This window comes from Embleya sp. NPDC050493 (assembly GCF_044458105.1).
GTDB lineage: Bacteria > Actinomycetota > Actinomycetes > Streptomycetales > Streptomycetaceae > Embleya.
Genome location: NZ_JBITHP010000004.1, coordinates 105,570 through 127,779, shown reverse-complemented (window position 1 = coordinate 127,779; position 22,210 = coordinate 105,570). Strand labels below are relative to the sequence as shown.

Annotated in this window: 17 protein-coding genes; 1 reads left to right on the top strand and 16 read right to left on the bottom strand. The window is 71.4% G+C overall.

Annotation, left to right across the window (positions count from 1 at the left end; all coding sequences use genetic code 11):
• Nucleotides 1-55: 55 nt before the first annotated feature.
• The 5 genes from ACIBM5_RS10615 to ACIBM5_RS10595 are packed head-to-tail and all read right to left on the bottom strand — an operon-like array spanning nucleotide 56 to nucleotide 7,161.
• Entirely contained in the window at nucleotides 56-958 is a 903-nt protein-coding gene (locus ACIBM5_RS10615) for a DUF4231 domain-containing protein (protein WP_396006484.1), read from the bottom strand.
• Nucleotides 955-2,292 (bottom strand): TIR domain-containing protein, encoded by a 1,338-nt coding sequence (locus ACIBM5_RS10610; RefSeq protein WP_396006483.1) that lies wholly within the window; start codon nucleotides 2,290-2,292, stop codon nucleotides 955-957. Before ACIBM5_RS10610 ends, ACIBM5_RS10615 begins: the two co-directional genes overlap by 4 nt.
• Nucleotides 2,289-5,192 (bottom strand): hypothetical protein, encoded by a 2,904-nt coding sequence (locus tag ACIBM5_RS10605; protein ID WP_396006482.1) that lies wholly within the window; start codon nucleotides 5,190-5,192, stop codon nucleotides 2,289-2,291. Before ACIBM5_RS10605 ends, ACIBM5_RS10610 begins: the two co-directional genes overlap by 4 nt.
• Nucleotides 5,193-5,206: 14 nt before the next feature.
• Nucleotides 5,207-6,223, bottom strand: coding sequence for a hypothetical protein (locus ACIBM5_RS10600; protein ID WP_396006481.1), 1,017 nt, complete (start codon nucleotides 6,221-6,223; stop codon nucleotides 5,207-5,209).
• Entirely contained in the window at nucleotides 6,220-7,161 is a 942-nt protein-coding gene (locus tag ACIBM5_RS10595) for an AAA family ATPase (RefSeq protein ID WP_396006480.1), read from the bottom strand. The genes ACIBM5_RS10600 and ACIBM5_RS10595 overlap by 4 nt, the downstream gene beginning before the upstream one ends.
• A gap of 145 nt (nucleotides 7,162-7,306) precedes the next feature.
• On the opposite strand from ACIBM5_RS10595, the gene ACIBM5_RS10590 reads away from it, so the two are divergent.
• Nucleotides 7,307-7,873 carry a prepilin peptidase gene (locus tag ACIBM5_RS10590; RefSeq protein ID WP_396006479.1) on the top strand — a complete coding sequence of 189 codons (567 nt, stop codon included), beginning with the start codon at nucleotides 7,307-7,309 and terminating at the stop codon, nucleotides 7,871-7,873.
• 70 nt (nucleotides 7,874-7,943) lie between these two features.
• Here ACIBM5_RS10590 and ACIBM5_RS10585 read toward each other — a convergent pair whose 3' ends face one another.
• The 11 genes from ACIBM5_RS10585 to ACIBM5_RS10535 all read right to left on the bottom strand — a co-directional run bounded on the left by ACIBM5_RS10585 (nucleotide 7,944) and on the right by ACIBM5_RS10535 (nucleotide 21,764).
• Nucleotides 7,944-12,635, bottom strand: coding sequence for a LysM peptidoglycan-binding domain-containing protein (locus ACIBM5_RS10585; protein ID WP_396006478.1), 4,692 nt, complete (start codon nucleotides 12,633-12,635; stop codon nucleotides 7,944-7,946).
• Nucleotides 12,632-13,108 carry a pilus assembly protein TadG-related protein gene (locus ACIBM5_RS10580; RefSeq protein WP_396006477.1) on the bottom strand — a complete coding sequence of 159 codons (477 nt, stop codon included), beginning with the start codon at nucleotides 13,106-13,108 and terminating at the stop codon, nucleotides 12,632-12,634. The genes ACIBM5_RS10585 and ACIBM5_RS10580 overlap by 4 nt, the downstream gene beginning before the upstream one ends.
• A complete protein-coding gene (locus ACIBM5_RS10575) occupies nucleotides 13,105-13,542 on the bottom strand; it encodes a TadE/TadG family type IV pilus assembly protein (protein ID WP_396006476.1) in 438 nt (145 codons plus the stop codon). Before ACIBM5_RS10575 ends, ACIBM5_RS10580 begins: the two co-directional genes overlap by 4 nt.
• Before the next feature lie 17 nt (nucleotides 13,543-13,559).
• Nucleotides 13,560-14,003, bottom strand: coding sequence for a TadE/TadG family type IV pilus assembly protein (locus ACIBM5_RS10570; protein WP_396006475.1), 444 nt, complete (start codon nucleotides 14,001-14,003; stop codon nucleotides 13,560-13,562).
• 48 nt (nucleotides 14,004-14,051) lie between these two features.
• Complete coding sequence (locus ACIBM5_RS10565) at nucleotides 14,052-14,351, bottom strand: FeoB-associated Cys-rich membrane protein (protein ID WP_396006474.1); 300 nt, start codon at nucleotides 14,349-14,351, stop codon at nucleotides 14,052-14,054.
• Between the two features lie 44 nt (nucleotides 14,352-14,395).
• Complete coding sequence (locus ACIBM5_RS10560; RefSeq protein WP_396006473.1) at nucleotides 14,396-15,271, bottom strand: hypothetical protein; 876 nt, start codon at nucleotides 15,269-15,271, stop codon at nucleotides 14,396-14,398.
• Nucleotides 15,268-16,239: a type II secretion system F family protein gene (locus tag ACIBM5_RS10555; protein ID WP_391584927.1), complete on the bottom strand. Its 972-nt coding sequence runs from the start codon at nucleotides 16,237-16,239 to the stop codon at nucleotides 15,268-15,270. Before ACIBM5_RS10555 ends, ACIBM5_RS10560 begins: the two co-directional genes overlap by 4 nt.
• A gap of 5 nt (nucleotides 16,240-16,244) precedes the next feature.
• Complete coding sequence (locus ACIBM5_RS10550) at nucleotides 16,245-18,104, bottom strand: ATPase, T2SS/T4P/T4SS family (protein ID WP_396006471.1); 1,860 nt, start codon at nucleotides 18,102-18,104, stop codon at nucleotides 16,245-16,247.
• Nucleotides 18,094-19,053: a hypothetical protein gene (locus ACIBM5_RS10545; RefSeq protein WP_396006470.1), complete on the bottom strand. Its 960-nt coding sequence runs from the start codon at nucleotides 19,051-19,053 to the stop codon at nucleotides 18,094-18,096. Before ACIBM5_RS10545 ends, ACIBM5_RS10550 begins: the two co-directional genes overlap by 11 nt.
• Nucleotides 19,050-19,796, bottom strand: coding sequence for an SAF domain-containing protein (locus ACIBM5_RS10540; RefSeq protein WP_396006469.1), 747 nt, complete (start codon nucleotides 19,794-19,796; stop codon nucleotides 19,050-19,052). The genes ACIBM5_RS10545 and ACIBM5_RS10540 overlap by 4 nt, the downstream gene beginning before the upstream one ends.
• A 678-nt stretch (nucleotides 19,797-20,474) precedes the next feature.
• Entirely contained in the window at nucleotides 20,475-21,764 is a 1,290-nt protein-coding gene (locus ACIBM5_RS10535; RefSeq protein ID WP_396006468.1) for a cytochrome P450, read from the bottom strand.
• Nucleotides 21,765-22,210 lie beyond the last annotated feature (446 nt).

The window sequence follows — 22,210 nt, the reverse complement described above, 5'->3', positions numbered from 1 at the left end:
CGCCTCGGTCGGGTCGCGGGCAGGCGGCCGTGCCGCCGTCGCCGCCGCGCCCGACTCACTGCGGTGGTCCCGGATCCGCGTGCGCGGCTCGGGCCATCCACCCCTGGGTCTCGATCGAGATGACGTTCTCGCAGCGCTCCACGAACCGGGCCTCCTCGGCCGGGTCCAGCGGCATCCGCGCCGTCCGGTCGTCGCGCAACCGGCGCAACTGCTCGGCCGTGCGGGCGAACGAGATCAGATTCTCCTGGTACCGCACGCCGTATCCGTAGAGCATCACCGACGCCGAGACCGTGGTCACCACCGGCACCCAGGCGCCGAGCCCGGCGTCGTCGGCCGTACCCGCCACCACCGCGAGGGTCATGCCGGTGAGCGCCAAGACGAACTCGGCGAATTGGATCCGGGTCAGGCCCCGCCGCATCAGAGCCACCCGGTCGCGGTAGTAGCCGTCCGCCTGGACGTCGACCCGCTCCCGCACGTAGCCGTCCACATCCGACACGGCCGGCGGCGTCGGGTCGGCGGCCGGATCCAACTGCGGCAACTCGGCGAGCAGATCGCCGGCATCGTCCTCGAAGGAGGCGCGCCGCGCGGACAGGGCCGCCCGGCGCTCGGCCTCGCTGCCCGAGTACCGATCACTCGACGTCAAGTAGAGGTAGACCTCGCTCTTGAGGCCCTCGCTGACCGAACGCAACCGCGTCCACGCCTCGACCCGGGCCGGGTGCAGCCGCAGTGACGTCACCAGCGGAACCAACCCGACACACAGCGCGCCGACCAGGGACGACACCGTGCCCGCATCGCCGTCCACCCGGGTGCCCGCCGTGGCCAGGATCGCGCCGCTCACCCCGAGGACGAGCCGAACCAGCCGCCACCGCTGCACCGAGGCCTTGGCCGCGGACGCCGCGAGCGACCACCGGCGCTGCGCACGCCAGGTCTGGGCCAACACCGGATCCGTGACGGTCACGCCGGCCTCCAGGGCATGTTCGCTCGTTCAAGGTGCCCGGCCAGTTCCATCGCCCGGCCGTGCGTACGCTTCAACTCGCCTTCACCGGAAGGCGTCAACGGCATCAGCTCGGTCACCTCGATCGAACCGCAGGCGCCGGCCCGATCGGTGACGAACAGCAGCAGCAGGTGCGGGAACGCCGTCCGCAGTTCGCGCAGCAACGCCGCGTCCGGCTGGTGCCTGATCACCACCACGATCGGCCCGGTCTCTTGGGCATGCGCCCGGATCACGTCCCGGAATCCGGCCTCGCCCTCCAACTCGGGGTCGTGATAGCCGTCGTAGTCGAGGTAGCCGGCCACCCGGTCCCGGATCGCGGCGATCAGGCCCGCCACTATCCCGGCCCCGGCCGGCACCGTGACCTCCAAGTGCGGCCACGGACGCGGGTGTCCGCTCGCCCGGAGCAGGTAGGCACGCAGGGTCCCGCCCCGAGTCGCCGCAAGCACCGCGACTCGCCCCTCCGCGCGCCTGCGCAACTCACCCAACTGCACGGCGGCGACCGTGGGCACCCGCGCGTACACGACACTGAGGTCGGCCACCGTACTCGCCGGCTCCGTCCGCAGAACCGGCAGCACCTCGTTCAACGCCCGTACCAGCGGGTCCGGTTCCGGCCGGGGCGCCGGGGCCCGCTCGGTCAGCAGTGCCTCGCTGAGCCGTTCTCGCAACACCCTGCGGTCGAGCCGCTCGCGTACCCCGAGCAGATCCGCGGCGGCCCGCAGTCGGTCTTCGTACGCCTCGGCCAGCGCATACGTCACGGCGTTGCGGGTGGGCGACGAGCGGTCCAGGTGCCACAGCCGGATCTGGGCCAGATCGGTACGCAGCTTGTCGGGCAGCCGGTTCTCGGCGATCTCGTCCTCCGCCCAGTCGCACATGTCCACTTCGCCGAGGTGGATCGCCCTGAGCGCGCTCGCGTCCAGATCGGCCCGCCGTACGTCCGGCAACTTCAGTGCGATGAGGCGGTATCGCGCGTCCGCGCGCCGTCTGCCGTCGGCGATGCTCGCCTCGTAGCCGACGTTCGCCGAATCCAGCGCGTGCCGGGACAGCAGCAGCACCGTGGCCTGGCTGCCGTGCAGTTGGACCGCGATCTCCTGCTGCCACCCGTCACCGCTGCGCAGGAAGTCCTTGTCGTACACGGGCTCGAACCCCTCGGCTGCCAGCTGCTCCACCAGCGCTTCGCGTGCGTCCAGGCACCGGCAGCAGACCTGTCCGGGCTTGGCCCGCGTGCTGTGGCTGATGAAGATCCGCGGCCGCGGCACCGGCACGGCACCCCGCGGCTCGGGGAAGTCATGGATGGTCACGAGCGACCCGCATAGAGCTCGTCGGTCGTCAACAGGCGGAACCAGCGGTATTCGTCGGGGGCGAGGGTGAGCATCGTCGGCGATTTCCCCCCGAGCGGCGGCACCGGACGCGGCGCCCCAAGATCCAGGAGATCCACCAGGGTGCCGCGCGGCAGGCTGGGCGTGGTCAGTGCGACAGCGCTGCGGCGCGGCCCCAGATTGGCCACGCACACCACGAACTCGCCCTCGTACCGCCGCGACAGCGCGATCACGTCCGGACCCGGGGAGCCCAACCAGGACACGATGCCTCGGGTCAGCGCCCGCTCTCGACCCCGCGTGCGCAGCAGAGCAGCGACAGCCTCGCTCGCGGGCCCGCTCGGCAGTTCGGCGACGGCACGCAGGCCGGGTAGCGCGAGGGCGATCGAGGCCAGTGCTCGTACGCGCGCCGGATCCTCGTCGGGACGGGCCGCGAGCGACACGGCCCAGTTCGGTGCCACGTGCTCATCGCCCCTCGCGAGACCCGCTGCCTCTCGCCACGAACGACTCTCCTGGGCGAGCACGAGGTGGCAACATGCGTCCCGGGCACCCGACATCGAGTCGCCGCTCGCGCCGCGGTCGAGCACGAGCACCCGGCCCGGATGCTCGTCGACCAACCGCCGGAGCGACCGCAGGAAGTCCACCGACCCGTCGTCCCGACCCGTCGAGGTCGCTCCGCCCCAGCCCTCGGGCGACAGCGACACACACACTCCGTCCGCCCCGGCTGCGAGCAACTCGGCGCAGCGGCGCAGCAAACCAGGCGCCCGCTCGGGCCCTATCTCGTCCATCGCGGGCCCGACGGGCAGTTCGGCCAGCACCTTGATCCCGGCCGCGCGGGCCGCACGCAGGAACTCCGACGCCGGGTCCGAGCCGAGGTGCACGGGCTGCGTCCCCACCATCGGGAAGGCCACTCGCGCACAGTCGATCCCGGCCCGCCGCAGTGATTCCAGAGCGGCGTCGCCGGCGGGCCCGTCGGGCATCGTGGCGACGAGCGTGTCCCGCAGCCATCCCGTATCGGGTTCGGATCGACGGGCGGGGGCCAGCAGCATGCTCCGGCCGGCTTGATCGCGCAGCTCGACCGGACCACCTCGGCCGACCACGGTGAACGGCCGCGGGTCCGCGCCCGAGACGTCGATCGCCCGGAACGGCAGCGGCACCACATACATCGGGCGCGACATCATCGGGCCGTCCCAACGCACCAGCCGGCCCTGCCGGTCCACACTCGCACCCCTGGATCCGCTGCGGTTGATCGCCACGGACACGATGTCCGAACTCAACCCGCCGCCTCGGACCACCTGGGTCGAGTCCCGCGTCGGCATCAGCACCAGTCGCGGACCGGTTTGTGCGTACAGCAGGGGCCGGCCGCCGTGCCCGCTGGTGATCGCCGTCGCCGGCAACACGTCGGCCTGCGCCTCGGTCGGCATCCGAGCGCCGCTGGCCAGATCGATGAACTGCGGCTCCGCGCTGCCGGATACGATCACCAGTTCCGACGACTCGACGCCGACCCAGATCCGCAGGCCCGGTTCGGCCGAACGGGACAGATATCTCGGCGGATCGGCCGGCGCATCCGGTCGCACGACACACACGCCGTGTTCGTTCGCCACGATCACCCACGGGGTGGGCAACGAGGGATGGGGCGCGGCGACGATCGTGTCCCGGAGCTCTCCCAGGCCGCCGAAGTATGCGGTCTCGCTCCCGTCGGTGCGGACGACCACCAACTCGTCCTCGGTGGCCAGCAGGACCGTCCCGGTGCGCTCGTCCGCGCGCAGCAGGCGAGGGGTTCCGCGCAGCCGCACCGTGCGGCGCATCGTGCCGTGTCGCAGGGCCAGTTCCGACCCGTCGCCCGTCCGGCGCAGCACCGCCCTGAGCTTCCCGTCGGCCAGCACCTCCGACGCCCCGAACACCACCTCGGCGTCCGTGAGCAGGACCTCCGAGGTTCCGATCGCCACCTCGCCGCCCGTGGGCCGGCCACCCGTCGGCGGGACCTCGACGACGGAGAAGCCGGTCAGGTCGGCGAACACCGCGACCGAGACCCGAACCGTCTCGGCCGCCCCCACCTCCACCGGGTATCCCTGCGTCGGATCCGCACCGGGCCCCGCCAGCTCGATCCGCACCCGTTCCGCACCCGGAACTTCGAGCACGCGCGAACCGTGCTCCGGCGGGCGGCTGAGGATCAGCCCGTCGTCGTCGAGCCGCACGCCCAGTTCCGCGTGGCCGCGTACTGCCGCACGAGCCGCGGCAACGCCCTCCGGCCCGTGCCGGTCGAGCACCCACTTCGGCGGGTCGACGGCCAGTCGGGTCGCCGCCGAGATCAGCAGCGTGCGGGCGAGGGCACCGGCCGCGAGCACTCGGGGCAGCCTGGGCAGGAAGTGCACCAGCCAGCGGGACACATCCTCGGCCGAAGCGTCGTCGGGTGCGTCCGCCGCGATCGCCTCGGCGAATCCGGCCAGTTCGGCGTCCGCGTCCGGCCCGCCGGCATCGGCCACCGCCAACCGGGTGTAGCGGCGCACCAACTCCGGCGCCTCGCGCTGCATTTCCTCGGTCAGCGCGTGCACCGCGCGCCATTGCGCCGGGTCCTGGGCAAGGGAGTGCCGCAACCCGGCCGCGAGCACCGGATCGAGCACCACGGCCCGCGCGTCGGCCGACTCGACCAGTGGCGAGAACCAGAGGTCCGCCTCCAGGCCCGCGGCGCTGGCCGGGACGAACTCCAGCCGGGCCCGCCGGACGAACGCCGGTGTGGCGTGCGGGGCCAGACACAGGGATCGAGCGAGCGTGTGCAGGGGCGGATCGGTCCTGGCCAACCGATGGAGGTAGGCGTGCACCGTCGGGTGAACGGACTCGACATGCCCGGCGGGCACACCGGCAGCCGCTACCCCGAGGATCATCGGGCCCTGATCCGTCACCGCCGCACCCCCTTCCGCACCCGTCGACTCTCCCGCCGGGCCGCGCGAATCGAGGTCCGACGATCCAGCGGTATCAGCGCCACTCGTCGCCGGAGAGTCCACGGGTGTGCCCACGCCTCGTACGGCGTCAAGCACACCACCGGGCACCCGGCCCGGCGTACCGCGTCGAGCCAGTCCCGCCATTCGCCGACACCGGCCGCGGAGGATCCGCTGAACGGCAGTCGGCGCAGGCCCAGATCCGACACCACCACCACGGGCGTACCCGCCGCCGGCGGCCGGTAGGCCACCCGCACGCGCCGCCGCCCCACCACGCGTACGCCGCGGCCCGGGGTGCCCCGAAACCGCAGCACCTCGACCCGGCCGCGCCCGACCACGGCGTCCGCGAGTTCACGCAACCACTGCTGGTCGGCCCGGAAGGGCAGCATGGACTCGCCGCCGTCCAGGACCAGTTGCATGCCCAGCCGAGTGCTCGGCCGGATGCGGAACGGCAATCCGCGCACCGGCGAGCAGGCGGCCATGGCACGAATCAGCGCGCGTTCGTCGAGGACGCGACCGAATACGTCTGTCGAGGCCACCGCGAACATCACTCCCGGTGCCCAACGCGCCGACCACGGCGGCTCCGGCGCACCGTCGTTCCCGCCGGGGTCGAGCAACCGCCTTACACCGACCGGGTCCCACTCGGCCACGCCGTCCGTGCCGTCGGTGCCGTCCGGGCCCGGCGTCGGCCCGCGCAGGGTGAGCACCGAGCAGCCGCCGTCCGCCTCATGGGGTGGTGCCGGCGCGGATCCCGGGCCCGCCGGGGGCGGTTCGTCCCACGTGGCGGGGTCCGGGTCGGCCTCGCCCGCCTGCGCCGCCGGTTCCGCCGCGATACCTGCCTGCGCCTCCGGGTCCCCCGCATCGGCCATACCGAGCATCCGGGCGATCCCCGCCGCCGTCGCCACGTCGGTGACCTCCAGAGCGTCGATCGCCCGGATCAGGTCGCCGAGGTGCACCTGCCCCCGTTCGGCCCTCACTCGTGCGGCCTCGCGCTCCCTCGACCCTTGCTCAGCGCGACCTCCACGACCAGGTCCCAGGTGTGGCTGCCGGCGGTGACGCCCAGTTCGTGGCATGCCCGCAGGGTGTCGAGGAACTCGGCCGTGCTCGGCCCGGCGGTCGACGCGGACTCGTTCGCGATCCGCAGCAGATGGTCCGCCACCTGCTCGGCCATGGATTCGTCGTAGTGGGCCCCGAGATGGCTGCGTGCGACCTTCAACAGGTGTGTCCGGTCCGGGGCTTCGAGGGACAACAGGATGCAGCGACGAACGAACGGCGCGGGCAGTTCGCGCTCGTTGTTGCTGGTGATCACGACGAGCGGTTCCGCGCCCGGGCGGGCCCGGACCTCTTCGCCGTCCGGGCCGGTGAACCGCAGCGTGTCGAGTGGCACCAGCAGGCTGTTCGGCAGGTCCGGGTCGGCCTTGTCGATCTCGTCGATCAGCACCACCGATTGCGGCGCAGGCCCGGTGTGCCGACCGTAGGCGACCGCGGCGGGTTGCTTGTCCGCGGGCCCGGGCACGGTCCGATACGGGTCGAACGCCTTCCACAGCACGCCCTGCGCGCAGTAGGCGCCGATCGTCGGGGCGACCTTGCGAATCTGCGCGTCGTTGAGCCGGCGGAGCGCGTCGAAGCGCCAGAGCAGGTCCTCGGGTTCGGTCCGCGCGGTGATCACCTCGGTGTGGCAGACCCGTCCCAGATACCGCGCGACGTTCGGTGCGAGTGTGGACTTGCCGGATCCGGGCGGCCCGAACACCAGTAGCGGTCGGCGGGTCGCCAGGGCGACGTTGACCGCGAGCACGATCCGTTCGTCGTCGAACACGTATACGCCGTCGCGCGTCGTCGCGTGGCCGTCCTCGAAATCCGATGCGGCGGAGGCGGGGAGCGGCTGGAACGGGTCGAACGCCATGGCTTTGGGCACGGCTCCAGTGTGCCGTCCGACCCGGTGCCTCGGTACGGATTCCGCGGCAAACGCACCCGATCCGAGCCCGGCTCGCTCGCCGCCGGGCCCGAAGCGCTCACCACCGAGCCCGGGTCCGGCCATCCGTCTGACAGGATCCGATGCCGTGCGGATATCTCCGATCCATCTCGACGCGGACACCGCCGGCGTGCTGCGGCGCGACCTGCCGATCATCGCGAGCGCGTTCGTGCTCACCGGCGGCGCGCTGGTCTGGCGGGTCGGCGCCCAGGCGGTCCTGCCCGCCTTCCTCGCCTTCGCGTTGCTCGCGTCGGCGCTCGTGGTGTGCGACGCGCGGTTGATGCGGCTGCCGGATCCGCTGACCCTGCCGGGATATCCGTTGCTCGCCGCGCTGTTGCTGATCCCGTTCGACCGGGACGCCTACCTCCGCGCGCTGTTCGCGATGGCCGCGGCGTACACCGTGCACCTGGTCCTCGCGCTGTGTGGTGTCGGCATCGGCCTGGGCGACGCCAAGGCGGCGGGTCTGGTCGGCTTGGTGGTCGGCTGGTTGTCCTGGGCGGCGCTCGGACAGGCGCTGGTGTCGGCGTACGTATGCGTGGGCCTGTACGCGATCGGGCTCGCCGTGAGCAGGCGCGCCGGCCGCGGCAGCGTGGTCCCGTTCGGGCCCTTCCTGCTCGGCGCCGCGGTGCTCGTGCTCCTGGTTCGCGGCACCTGATCGGGACGACCCGGACGGGGCCGTGCCGGTGGGCGAACCGGCGACCCGCGCCGATCCGCCCACCGCCCGTTCAGTCGTCCAGCAGGTCGCGCAGCAACTCGACGGTGAGCGGCTCGGGTTCCGCGCCGAGACCGGCGAGCAGGCCGTCCAGCCGATCGACGTAGTAGTCCAACTCCGCACGGTCGCCTGTTATGTGCGTGGCCCGGAACATGGTGCGATACAGCATCTGCGACTCCGGGCACACCACCAGACCGACCGAGCAGGCCCGCTTGGCGGCCTGCGGGTCGTGGTTGTCCAGGTGGTAATCGGCCAGTCGGGCGGCGACGTCGACGATCTCGGCGATCATCTGCTGCCGGAACGGCTCGGCCCAGACGTAGCGGCGCGGGCCCACTCCGTCGAACGGCGCGTCGCGCACTATGTCCAACGCCCTCGCGTAGTCCATCGCCACCTCGTGGCTCCCGTACAGGCCGGGCGCCACCAATTGGCGGAAGCGGAACCAGTCGCAGGCGAACCCCGGTCCGAACGCGTAGCCTCCGCCGCCGACCGCGGCCGGCAGGTGGCTCGTTCCGTCCTGGCCGGTGCCCACCCAGCGGCGCAGCTGGCTGATCGCCGAGTTGCGTGCGGTGGCGGTGACGCCCAGCGGCCAGACCGCGGCGTCGAGTTCGGTCAGCGGGCGACCCGGGTGCAGCGCGATCCACGCGGCGAGTTCGGTCAGCCGGGCCCGACGGCCGTGCTCGACCTCCTCACCGACGCCGATCAGATCGACCTGACCCAGTATGCGAATCTCCGGGTAGGTCGGTGCGAAGCCCTCCGAGAGTTGTCCGGGCGCGGCCGGGGCCTCGGCGGGCAATGCGGCGACCGGCGGCGCGACGTCCCAGGTCGACCCCACCTCCGGAGCCTCCGACACGGCCGCCTCGGGGTCCGGCGCGACGACCAGGAACATGCCGGAGTCCTCGGCGGTCAGGCCCTCCTGCACCTGCCCCGGCGCACCCCAGTACTCGGCGGACGGCATCTCGACGCCGCCCGCGGCGCTCTCCGCCGGCTTCGGCAGCGCGTCCCCCGGAGCGGTCGGCGCCGCAGCGGTGCGCTCGCGCTCGCCGCCCTGCATCAGGTCGACTTCGTCGTCCGGGCCCAGTACCTGGACCCCCGGGCCGGTCAGTACGTCGGCACGGACACCCCCGTGTCCGTTGGCGGCGTGTGCCGGGTAGGCCGCGTAGCCGCCGTCCCGGGCGTCCTCGACATCCCACGGCGGGGCTTGTTCTCCGGTGCTGGTCCGGGCGTCGATCGGCACTGCTGTTCCCTCGTCCGGGGCCTCTGCGGCCGCCGCCGGATCCGCCGGACGTCCGGCTTCCTCGGCGGATGCGTAGGGGTGGTCCTCGGGATCGTCCACCCCTTCGAGTCCTATTTCTTCGTGCCCGGCGTCCGACACCGACCGCTCGTCGACCACCAGGTCGCGCTCGGCCGCCTGTTCGGGAACGACGGGCGCTCCGAAGACCGGTTCGCCGAGGGTCGAATCCGCCGGGTCCGCCGCATCGGACGCCGCTGTCCCGGGTGCCGCCGCCCCGAACGCCTCGTCCTGTGGCACCGGTTCCCCGAAATCCGGCGCGGCGACGAGAGCGTCCTGGGCGTGCGGCTCGGCATACACCGACCCGGCACGGACCGACCCGTCGGCGGTCGGCTCCTCGAAGGATGACGGCACCGACGCTTCACCGCCATATGGCGGATGCGGGTACGGCGGTTCCGCATACGGCGGTTCGGCATATGACTGTTCCGGATACCCGGGCTCCGTACCGACCTCGGCGGCGGGCCGCTCGTCGACCGCCGGCTCGGCCGCTCCGGTCGACTCGGGATACGTCCGCGGCCCCACCGCACCCGCACCGTCCGAACCGGCCGGCGAAGGCCGGAACAGCTGCGGCTCGTCGCCGCGTTCCGCCTGCTCGGACTGCTCGGACTGCTCGGACTGCTCCGGGTCGTACTCGTGCGGGTCGTCGGGCAGCCAGGGCAGGGGCAACGAACCGGTGTCCTCCGGCGATCCCACGCGCCGCTCGATCCGCTCCGGCGGCGCCAACGGCCGTCCGGTGACCGGATACACCGCGGCGCCCCAGGAGCCCGAGCCGACCCGGCCGCCCGCATTCGGCGCCGGCGCCGCGAAGGCCCGCTCGTCCGGCTCGGGATCGGTGGGATCGGGCTGGTAGTAGTCGGGAGACGCCTCGGCGCTCGCGTCCAGTTCGGTCGCGGTGCCGCCGCCCATCCGGGCCGGCCGCTCCATCCCGCCGACCGCGGACCACGCGGCCGAGGAGATGCTGCCACCGGTCGCACCGGCACCCACCTGGACGGGTTCCGGCTCGTGGTCGGCTCGCTGACCCGGGATCAGCACCTCGTCGGCGGGCACCCCGTCCAGATCCTTGGAGACGGTGAACATGCTCACCAGCGCCTGGTACTGGGGGTCTTCGAGGCGCTGCACGTGTACGTCGGTATTGATCCGGCTCGGCGTCACCAGACCCGGCACCGTGGGCAGTCGGGTCACGCCGAGTCCGCTGAGCCAGGGCTCGGCGTGGATCGGCGCGATGATCGCGGCGGCCGCACGCGGGTAGGTGTTGGTCAACCGCTGGATGTGCGGCACGTGTGCCTCGGTCAGCGGCTCCAGGGACAACACGATCTCCGGCGGCCAGGTGTCCGGCAGGATGCCCTTGGTGCGAGCCTGGCGCGGCGAGGTGAGCTTGGCGTCGTCGAGGAGCCCGACCACCTCGTCCGACCAGGTGGCCAGTCGGCCGAGGGCCTCGTCCAGCGAGTAGGCGTAGCGCAGTTGTTGCCGGCCCTCGCGTTCGACGTCGCGCAGTTCGCGACCGAAGCCGACCACCGTCACGCACAGATCGTCGCTCCACACGTTGGACAGCAGCTCGACCGCCAGCGCGCGCAACACCGCGAGGTTGTCCGCGCCGGAGCCATCGGTGAGCCCGACCACGCCGAGCGATTCGAGATCGATCAACAACTGCCGGCCGTCGTCGGTTTCGCCCAACACGGCGAGCGCGGGATAGGGCGCGGGCACGTTGGCCGCCGCACTGGTGTGCAACAACTCGGCGTCCGCCGGGCAGGTCCAGTGCATGTGGTCGCCGTGCACCGCCTCGAAGGGATACAGCGGCGGGGAGGGCGCGGCCAGATGCAATTCGAGTTGCCGATCGGTCAGCTGCACCGAGTCGATCAGCGGCAGGGTTCGCCCGGTATCCGACATCCGGGCACACAGCGTCCTGAGGGTGCGGTCGAACAGGTCCAGCGCGTCGGGGGTTTCGGTCGCCCGCAGCTGTTGTTCGAGGTCCGCGGCCTCCGGAGCGGGCATCGCGATCCGGCGGCCGTCCCGGCGTACCGACTGCTGAAGCCGGCGGCGCACCAGCAGTGCGCCCAGTACCGCCGCGGCACCGACCGCCCCCAGCGCAATGGCGCCGATCGGCACCGAACGTTCGTCGCCGCTCGTGCTCGGGACCTCGGCCCGGCTACCGGTCGGATTGCTGTTCTCGGACTTCTGCTTCGGCGCCTGGCTCGGCTTGGCGGGGGCGCTCGGCGCGGTGATCGGGTCCTGCTTGGCGATCTGCGGCGGAGTCTCGACGAACGGCTTCTGCTCGGCGGCAGGGGGCGGTTGCGGTTGTTGCTGCTGCGGTGGTTGCGGCGCCTGTTGCTGAGGTTGTTGTTGCTGGGGCGGCTGTTGCTGTGGTTGCTGCTGCGGCGGCTGTTGTGCCTCGTTGCCGCCGGCGCCGGGGATGGACAACGTCCACCCGGGTTCGATCGCATTCGGGTCGGTCAGCACCGAGCCGCTCGGTTGCGGCTTGTCCTTGTTGGCGGCGAAGATCTCCGGATAGCGGTCGCCGTCGCCGAGCAGCTCCTCGGCGATGTCCGAAAGGGTGTCGCCGGGCTTGACCGTGACCGTCTGCGGCAGAGCCTTCTTGTCGTCGCGCTGGTCCCCGGGCCCGGTCTCGGGCGCGTGCGCGGCCTTGACCTCGGCGGGCGGTGCCGCATTCGCGGGCAGCGCGAGCACCCAGCCCACCTCGACGTAGTCCGCCGAATCGAACCGCTGGCCGTTCGCCATCACCTTGCCATCGTTGAGCTTGGCGATCTCCGTCCACCGCTTGCCGTCGCCGAGCCGTTCCTCGGCGATCGTCCACAACGAATCACCGCGCTGAACGGTATGCGTGGGCCCGGCGCTCGGCCCGGGTTCCTGTACCCGGACCGGGATTTCCTGCTCCACCACCGCGCTGGGCGCACTCGCGACGCTGTCCGGCAGATGCGGAGCGGCCTGCGCCTGCCCCGCGGCAAGTGCGGTGCCGGTGGGCAGCAGCAGCATGATGCCGCCGATCAGTGCCCCGGCCGCCTTCTGGCTCCAGCCCAGGCCGCGGATCCGCGGTGCGGACAACCCCCGGACCTGGGCCGGGATTTCCACCACGACGGAGATCGCGAAGCACAACCACGCGATCCACGCGATGATCGCGAGGGCCGCGATGAACCCGCTCCCGTCGTCGGGAGCGGTCAGGATCTTGGTGACCTCGTCCAGTCCGGGTAGTCGGCGCGGCAACAGTGTCGTGGTGGCCACGACGAGCAGCGCCGGCAGGCCGACCAGCAGCGCGAGCAGAACGGCGAGGCTGAGCACACCACGCACGAGGTCGAACAGGAAGCGGCCGAGACCACGGCGCCTGCCGCGGTCGTCACGGCTGCGAGCGTGCGCCCCGGGACCGGAACCGGCGCCGGGACGAGGGCCTTGGGTAACGGTCACGGTGCGTCCTCCGGGGTTTGGATCCCATGGACGAGCCCGGCACGGGCATGGCCTTTGACGGTGACGGTGGAGACGCCGAAGAAGGCGGCCACCTTGGTGTTGTACTTGAGGGTCACGATGACTTCGATGCTGCGGCCGTCCGGAGCGACGCTGACCTCGGGGTCGGGTTCCACCGCCGTTCCGGCGAGGTAGTCGCGCGCTGCGTTCTTGGCACTTTCCCTGGGCACCACGATCGCCGTCCCCGGAATGGCCTTGATGGGGTCGATCGCCTGCCCGGCGGCACGTGCCGCTTCCTGTGCGAACGCATCGGCTTTGGAATCCGCGCGCAATTTGCCGCCGCCGTCGACCACCAGCCCGACGAGCAGAATGATCACCGCCATCATGATCGCGAGCATGATGGCCAGCGAGCCGCGATCCCCGGGGTCGGCGGTGACGCCCCTGTCGCGCGCGCGGATTCGCCACACGGCCGTCACTTCGGCGACCTCTCCCGGTAGGTGTCGATCACGGAGGTGAAGGTGCCACGCATGGTCTTCGACCCCGGGATGCCCGGGAAGGCGACATCGGACAGCGAGACCTTGCAGGCGACCGTCACGGTGACGGTCGCCGCCGTACCGACCTTGACGCTGAACCCGGAGGTGTCGACGACGGTTTCGGCCGAGCAATCGATCCCGTCCTGGGCCAAGGACCGTTCCACAGCCGCCATCGCCCGCGTACGGGCGGTCGACTCGTCGCGCGCGATCGAGGCCTCGCGCGCCCCGGCCTTCGCCGCCGCATCGACCCCGTTGCCGGCCAGCGTGGTGCGCCCGAATGCGATGACCAGACACAGGAACCCGATCAACACGGGCGCAAGTACCGCTGCCTCCAAGGCGAACGACCCCTCGTCCGCCCGCAGGCTCCCCCTGTGCACCCTCGCCCCCCAGGTCTTCATCGGCCCGCTGTCGTCCACCGCTCGACAACGCCGTCCGCGTGTTGCGTGATCGTCAGACTCCCGATGCCGGGCACGATCGACAACGATGTGCCCTCGACGGTCACCTTGAGCCGGCTGCCGTCGACTCGCTCCGGAGTCACCTTCAGGTCTTTGAGCATTCCCCCGCTGAGGTCTTTCGCCACATCCCGGCTGCGCTTCTCCGCGTCCCCGATGTTGCCGCCCTTGTGCCGACCCTCCTCGACGCCCTCCTTGGCCGCCTGCATCGCGACTTCGCGCGCGTACCACCACAGGCATCCCTGGATCACCGCGAGCAGCACCAGGATGAACACCGGGAAGATGATCGCCATGGTGATGGACATGCCGCCGCGATCCGAGCCGCCTGCCTTGCGCAGACGGCGTCGGATCGCATCGGCGGGAAAGCCGCGGGGCACCTTGTTCACGAGAACGGGTCCGGATCCTTGGGCGTCGGGTCTTCGGGGGACGGATCTCTACGCGTTCGGCTTCGGCTCCTGGTAGTCCTTGTCGGAGTCCTTCAGGCCCTTCTGGTACTTCTGGTACATGGCGTAGATGACCGCCGCAATGCTGACCGCGGCAACGATGAGCACCGCGACGATGATCGCCGTCTCGATGCTGACCGCGCCGTGGTCGCGCTCCTTGCGCAACCGCCGATAGCGGTCCACCACGCCGCCCGTGACCATCAACACGAAGGCGATCGGGGCCGGGGCCAGTCTGTGTACGGCGCTTTCCACGCGATCGAGTACCGCGGGGGACGAGGAACCGGTTTGCATTGCCTGTACTCCTTCCGGAGAACGGCTCGGAGTCCGAAGGTCGTTCATACCGAGAAAATCCGGGATATTGCCGGGAATCCGAGCAGGATTCCCATGATCACCACGAGCATCGTCCCCGGAACGGTGAGCCGCTCCGAGTCCGCGTTCGCCTGTTCGTGTTCGTTCGCGAGCAGTTCGATGCGCAGCGACTGGGACCGGGCCCGCAACGTGCCGTACACCGCGGCGCCTTCGGTGCCCGCCATCTCGATGATGTCCGCCACGTCGGCGAGTTCCGGAAGGTCCAGATCCTTGGCCAGGTCGCGCAGGCCGTCCCAGGGGTCCGCACCGCTCACCCTGGCCCGCGCCAACGCGTCCTGGATCCGGGCGAACGCCCAGCCGTCCCCCACGGCCGCGGCCCGCTCCAGCGCCTCGGCCGGGCCGGCGTCACCGGCGCGGCCGAGCGCGACCAGGTCCAGATAGGCGGCCGCCGCGTGTTGGAATTCGGTCCGGGCGGCCTTTGCCTGGTCGCGCAGCGCGAAGTCCGGAATGAACCACATCCCCGCCGCCACCGACAGGGACAGGAACAGCGGTACGTAGAAAGCCACTCCGATGCCGGTGGCCACCAGCACCGCGGAGAGCATCGCCGGAAGCAGCAGCCCGAGCAGGGCCATCAGCGCCTTCGTGCGGACGAACTGCGCGACCGTCTCGCCGACCAGGTCGAGTTCACGGTGTGGCACCCGGAAGCCGGGGATGCGTCGGGCCAGCGTGACGAGTTGATCGTCGTACTTGCTGCCGGTCTGCTCGGTACGCCGCTTGGGCGTGCCGGAGAGCCGATTCAGCGCGTTGCCCAGGTCCGGCGGCGCCGGCCACAACTCGCGCACGAGCAGCGCGACGCCCGCGCCCAGGACACAACCGCTGACGATCACCGCGGGTGGGATCACGACCACTCACCCCGCAACACGGGTGCGCTGTGCACACCTTCCGCCTGTTGCGCATCCACCGCTTTGGCAGCCTTGACCACGCTGCGCGGATCGGCGACCAGGAACCGGGGCTTGGCGCGGTCGGTGGCCAGCGACCGCATCCACATCAGCGTGCCGATATAGGCCATCGCCAGCAACAGCAGGACCAGTTGTCCCGCCACGCTCCCGTACGGCTCCGCGTAGCTGCGGTTGATCACCACGACCAGGGCGGTCACGCCGAGCGTGATGTAGGTGATCCAGCGCACGGCGATCCGGGCGCCGGCCCGGTCCGCCTCGATCGCGCGGCGCTGGCGCACCTCTTCGCGCACCGTGCCGGCCAGGTCCTTGAGCGCCATCGCCAGGCCGGGGCCGCGGTCCGCGGAGCGCAGGATCAGCGCCGCCGCGATCTTGTCCGCCGTGGCGTCGCCCAGGTCGGCGGCGAACGCCCGCAGTGCCTCGTCCGGACGCCATCGCGATTGCAACCGGCTGACCAGGTCGCCGACTTCCTCGACGATCGGCTCCGGACAGGTCGCGCGTGAAGTGAGGATCGCGTTCTCCAGGCCTGCACCCAGCTCGATCAGGTCGGCGATCCGCCGGGTCCATTCGGCGAGCGCGTCCAGCCGGTTGATGACGGTGCGGTCGCTCTTGGTCGGCGCGAGCAACCACGGCAGTCCCGTGAAGGCCACGATCACCAGGAGGCCGGCCATCAGGAAACCGGTGAACAGCCAGACCAGCGCGGCCACCACGATCCCGATGCCCAGTCGCACCCGTCGGGCGGTGCGTTGCCGGGCGCTCACCGGACCCGACCGCATTCGGCGCACGGCCAACTCCAGCCGCCCGGGCGGCTTGGGCGTGGGGTCGTCGTAGGTGCCGACGAGTCCGACGACCAAGCCGATCAGGCCGCCCACCAGCAGGCAGCCGCACACCGCGACCAACAGCGCGTCACCCATGTCCGTCACCCGCCCTGATGCAGTTTCAGCTGCAACGGCCGCCAGCCGTGCGGCTCGTCGAGCAGATGCGGACTGAACCCGGCCCGGATCAGGTCCGGCATGTCCGAGGGATACATCCGAGCCATGCCTCGCGGATCGTCGCCGGTCGGCGCGAAGATCGTGTTCACGGCCGGGCGGCGGTGCTCGCCCATCCCGGTCACCTCCAGCACGTGCGACACGAAACGATGCCGCTTCCCGCCGATCGCCGTCTCGTCGATCATCCGTACGAAGACGACGTAGTCGACCGCGTTGGAGGCCAGCCGGTAGGCCAGTTCGGGGCTCATGTGCGCGCCGTACTCCAGGCAGAGTTCGGCTATCCGGTCGAAGATCATGTCCGGCTCGCGCACGTGCAGCGTGCACATCGAGCCGCCCTCGCCGTTCGTCATCACCCGCAACATCGGCACGATCTCGCTGGAGCGCACCTCGCCGACGATCATCCGGGACAACGACATGCGCAGCGCGGAGGGGATCAGTTCGCCGATGGTCAACTCCCCCGCCGACTTGCCGTCGATGCCCCGCTCGCCGTTGCCCTCCCGGGCCTCGATCGCGACCACCTGGCGCAGGTGCCCCAACTCGTGGAGGAAGAGTTCGAGTTCGGTCTCGAAGGTGCCGATCCGCTCGTCCCGGGGGATCTCGTGGGACAACGCCCGCAGCAGCGAGGTCTTGCCCACACCCTGGGTGCCGCAGATGATCAGGTTCTTCTTGGCCCGGACCAGCGAGCCCAGAAAGGCGGCCAGGGTGCGGTCCAGCGTGCCCAGGCCGATCAGTTCGGCGAGCCGCACGTCGCGCACCCGGTGCCGACGGATCGTCACGTAGGTGTGCGGGGTGACCTCGGTGATCGCCTGGAGCCGCGAGCCGTCCGGCAGCCGCAGGGCCAGTGTGGGCTGCGCGGTGGAAAGGGTGCGTTCGCCGCTGCCGTGCCGTCGGGCCAGGTCGCGGAGCAACTCGCGTAGCTCCTCGTCGGAGGAGGTCAGCGGCGGTACCTGGACGCGGGGCCGGTCGGCGTAGTCCACCCAGACCGTGTCGTAGCCGTTGACCAGGATGTTCTCCACCGCGGGGTCGGTCAGGTACGGCTCCAACGGCCCGGCCCGGAACAGCCAGTCCCACACCGCGCGGGCCATTGCCCGGTCCTCGGCGGGAGTGGTGGAGATGCCGCGCTCGCGCGCGGTGATGTCGGCCCATTCGGCGACGACCTGGGCGACGATCGCCCGGCCGCGCTGCTCACGGTCCTCGTTGGTCAGTCCGGGCGACAACTTGTCGAATTCGTGCAGCTGTTCGGCCGCGCGTTCCTTCAGTATCCGCACCAGGGCCGGGTCCACCACCGGTTCGCCGGAGGGGTTTCGGGGTGGCTTGGCGGTGGTGGTCGTGGCGGGCGACTGTCCGGCGGGCGGAGGTCGGCGGCTGACCGTACCGACGCCGTTCGCGCTCACGCTCGCGGTCGGCGGCACGGTGAACATGCCGTCCCGACTGCCGGCGTGCCGGGACGCGCCGTTCAGCAGCCCGTTCGGGGGCGCCGACGCGGCCGGCGGAACCGGCGTGCCGTTGGCGGGTGTCGGCGGCGGGGTGTGGCCCACGGCGGGGGTGAGCGAGCCCGCGCCCGCCGACCAGGTCTGCCCGGGAGCCGCGTCGGGTCCGGCCGGGGTGCCTCGCTGGAACCCCTCCGGCCAGGTACGCAGCGGCGGCGCCGGCGGCGCGTACAGCACGTCCTCCGCCTCCGGCAGGCCCGGCACGACGTGCATGTGCGGGCGGTGGCCGGTCTCGACGGGTGGCTCGGGTTCCGGTTTGTTGTGCGGATCCGGGTGCAGGGGTCGCGCGTTATCGAACATGACCCGCCTCCTCGCCGGCCGGCCGGTGCGCCGGTTCGGCCTCGGGTCGCGACTCCGGCTCCGCCGGCCGGCGGATGTAGGCGGCGGCCTGGGCCCAACCGTCCCCCGCCATGGGCGCGTCGGGCCCGGACGGCAACTCGCCGCCGGGCGCCGGGCGCGGCGCCAGCCGCATCCGGCGCTGGTTGGCCAGGGCCAGGGCGGCTTCCGCGGTGGTGCGCGCGGCCCGCATGAACTTCGAACGCAGGAAGCGTTTTCCGGTGTCCCCTTCGCCGGCGGACAACACCCGGGCACGTTCCGGATCGAACGGCAGCAGGCCCAACACGGGCGCCTCCAGGTGCTTGCCGATCTCCTGTCGCGCGTACCGACCCTCCTCGATCACCACGAGCGCGATCGAGTCCGAGCCCGTTCCGTGCGTGTCGAGGTCGTTGCGCAACGAGACCAGTCGGGGCTGCGCCTGGGCCAGCGAGGGCAACGTCCCGCGTACGACCGGCAGTACCAGATCGGCCCGGCGCGCGGCGATCGCCGACGCGCCCGTGGTGCCGCGCCGGCCGAGGTCGATGATCACGTCGTGCGGGATCTGTTGATTGCCCAGACCGGCCGCGAGTTGCGAGATCGGATCCCACGTGTAGGCCAGTCCGGAGGCCTGGGTGGGGTCCACCAGGCCGGGCAGCAGCAGCCGTTCGCGCCGACCGTCGGACAGGTCGACCAATTGCCGGAAGAACGCGTCCACCAGGTTTCCCTGACGGTGCGCCACACCCAGTTGGTGCAGGCCGTATTCGGCCGAAACCCGACCCTGGAGCGCGCCGGCCAGGATCGAACCCCCGTCCGGGTCGGCCTCGATCAGGATCACCCGACGGCCGGCCGGCAGCGGCCAGGTGAGCAGGAGGGCAAGCGCGGTCGAGGTGGCGCCGGGTGCGCCGGCGCCACCGGTGACCGCGACGACGGTCATGGGGCCCCTCCGGTCCTGGCCGGTGCCGCGTCCGCGTTGCCCGTGTTCAGCACCACGATGGAGAACCTGCCCTCGGCCACCTGGAGAGCCAGCACCGGACCGTCCTTGGCGGGGACCGCCACGTCCAGGACGGACTTGTCGGAGCTCGAAGCGGAGTCCGTGGCGGCGGAGCGGATCACCGTGGCCGCGGTGGTGATCGGTTGCGCCGCCGTGGGGTTGGTATTGCCGCCGGCCACGGGTACCGCGGTCACGACCAGGATCCGGGTGCCGGGAGTGACCCGCTGCACCGGCATCTTGGTCCCGTCCACGGCGATCGGGACGAGCGTCTCGCCCGGCTGGATCGCAATCCGCTCGGTGACCTGATCCGAGGTCAACAGGGTGCCCGCGCGCAGCTCGACGGCGGCGCGTTTGCCCACGATGACGGCCTTGGAGCCGGATCCGATCGGGCGCAGTCCGGGCGCGTCGTTGATCTCCACGACCCGCAGGTCGTCGGCGGCGATGGTCTGGCCGTACGGCACCGTGCGCGCGACGGCGAGCACGGGCACACGTTTGTCGCCCATTTGATAGAACGCCGCCGACCCGAGTCCGCCGGCCGCGATCAGCGCGACCGAGAGCGCGATGAGCGCCGGCCGCCGGCGTCTGGCGCCGAGGCTGCGCGTAGGCGTGACCGGCATCGCGCCACCGGCGGCGGCGCCCTGCGACACGACGCCGTTACCCGATGGCCGTTCCGTAGCTGCCTTCACCACCGGCTCCGCCCCCTTGCTCTGCCGGGTCCACCCAGGTTCCGTGCGGACCGTGATCCACTTCGGAGCTACCGCTCGTATCTTCCACCACACACACTGTCAGGTGAATGGTGAACGGCCCGAAAACAGCCGCCGAAGTCGATCATTCGAAGCTTTCCGAAACAATTTCCGACCGCGTCAACCAGCACGATCGCGGACGCCATATGACGAACCCGACCCCACCAAAGATCACGGGCAAGCATCTCGTTCCGGACACCGAACGGGCCCCACGATGGTCCCGAAACGAGGCCCTCCGCAAGCACTTTCGGGCAATTGTTGGCCGGCCGAGTTCTACGCGCACCGTGATCGCCCGGACGTGATAACGCACTGCCGACCCGACGCTGCGAACCGTACTCGACACGCTGCGTGGACGAGCACGGGGTCTCGTCGGCGAATCCGGCGAAGGGGTCGAAGTATCGTCAAATCGCTTAGGTGCTTGTGGGGGTGGGGAGTTCGGGCGTGGGTCGGTGGTCGGGGGCGCCGCGGGTCGACGGATGGAAGGTCTCGCCCCGGGCGGTTCCGGGGGCGGGCCGTCCCGAGCCGGCGGCCCCGAGGAGGGCGGCCCCGGGAGTGTGCGGTCCCTGCGCGGGCGGTCCCGTCTGGGGTAGGCCCAGGGCGGGTTGCCTCCTCGCGGCGGCCTCAGGTCCTTCGGCGGACGGCCGTGACCGGGAGGTGTCCGGGGCGGGGCAGCGCGCTCGTCCTCGGCCGGGACGGCCTGCCGGGCGCGGGTCGGAGCTGCCATCGGGCCGACACGGTCGCGACGGTGGTCACGATCTGGGCCAGGAACAGGTGTTCGCCGATGCAGCGGTGCACGCCCGCACCGAACGGCATGTACACGCCCCGCACATGCCCGCGATAGCCCGGCTCGGCCCATCGGTCCGGATCGAAGCGCTCGGGCTCCGGAAACAGTGCGGGATCCCGATGCAGGGCATGGTGGCTGTACAACACGTCGCTGCCGCTCGGGATGTGATGGCCCATCACGTCGACGTCGCGATTGGCCCGGCGAACCACCAGCCAGGGCGCGTACAACCGAAGCGTCTCGTCGACAACACACCTTGTATATACGAGAGCACCGATGTTCTCGGCGGTCACCGGTCCGCCGGCCAACACGTCGTCGAGTTCGGCGTGCAGGCGTTTGCGCACGTCCTCATGCCGCCCGATCTCGTGAAATACCCACGAAAGGGTGGCATTCGTGTTGTCGTTGCCGGCGATCAGCATCGACACCGCCTCGTCGCGCACCAGTTCGGGCGACATGTCCATGCGCGCGAACTCGCCGAGCAGACCCGTACCCGCACCGGCGTCGACGGCCGAGGCGATCGCCGCCCGCAACCGGCTACCCGTCTCGGCGAAGCGCCGATTGCCGGGTGTCGGCAACTGCCGGGCCCACTCCGGCAACACGGTGCGCGTGAACACCTCCTGGATGAACACCGGCAGCGACCGTCGTACCTCGGCCACCGCCGCGTCGGCGGCCGGATTCTCCCCGAAGATCAACCGGCCGAGCGTACCGAGCCCGAGTTCGCTCATCTCCCGATCCAGCGCGAGCGTGGCCCCCGGCAACCACTGCGCACTCGCCTCCTCGGCCTGGCGGCGAATCAGCTCGACGTACCCGCCGATCCGGGACCGCTGGAACGCAGGCTGCAGGGTCCGCCGTTGGCTGCGGTGCAGGGGCCCGTCGGATGCGGCGAGGCCGTCCCCGATGTGCAACCGGGCCTGCTTGAAGAAGCCGTCCCGCTCGATCGTGTCCGCGTGTTCGACCAGGACGCAGCGCACGAGGGCGGGGTCGTTGAGGACGTACAACTCCTTCGGCCCGACCCGGATCCGCACGATCGGCCCGTGGGCACGCAGCGACGACACGAAGTCCCAGCGGCCACGCAGCAACGCCGGAGTGTGGCCGAGCAGCGGAACTGCGCCCGGGGCGATCGGGACCACGTGACGACTCCTTGGGTTCGGACGGCTTGCCGAGCGTATTGGACGCACCTTCGGAGGCGGAGGGTCGGTGGGAGGCGGGGCGGTACCGGGATTGGGGGATCGCGCGCCTGGCGTGTATCGGGTCGGGGGCGGGTGGTGTTTGGGGCGGGCGGGATTGGGGGCGGGGTGGAACTCGGGGGGTGGGGTGGGAGTGGGGGTCGTGGCCGGGGCCGGACTCGGATCCGGGCTTGGGCTCGAGGGTGGACGCGGACTCGGGCTCCTGCTCAGGGCCGGACTCGAATCCGGGCTTGGGCTTGGGCTTGGGCTTGGACTACGGGCTCGGATTCGGGATCGGAGCCGGACTCCGCTTCGGGCTTGGGCTCGAGGGTGGACGCGGACTCGGGCTCCTGCTCAGGGCCGGACTCGAATCCGGGCTTGGGCTTGGGCTTGGGCTTGGACTACGGGCT

Excerpts from the sequence above, each read along its gene's own strand:
- ACIBM5_RS10565 (WP_396006474.1), bottom strand. The coding sequence starts at position 14,351 with ATGCAAACCGGTTCCTCGTCCCCCGCGGTACTCGATCGCGTGGAAAGC.
- ACIBM5_RS10550 (WP_396006471.1), bottom strand. The coding sequence starts at position 18,104 with ATGTTCGATAACGCGCGACCCCTGCACCCGGATCCGCACAACAAACCG.
- ACIBM5_RS10605 (WP_396006482.1), bottom strand. The coding sequence starts at position 5,192 with ATGATCCTCGGGGTAGCGGCTGCCGGTGTGCCCGCCGGGCATGTCGAG.
- ACIBM5_RS10555 (WP_391584927.1), bottom strand. The coding sequence starts at position 16,239 with ATGGGTGACGCGCTGTTGGTCGCGGTGTGCGGCTGCCTGCTGGTGGGC.
- ACIBM5_RS10545 (WP_396006470.1), bottom strand. The coding sequence starts at position 19,053 with ATGACCGTCGTCGCGGTCACCGGTGGCGCCGGCGCACCCGGCGCCACC.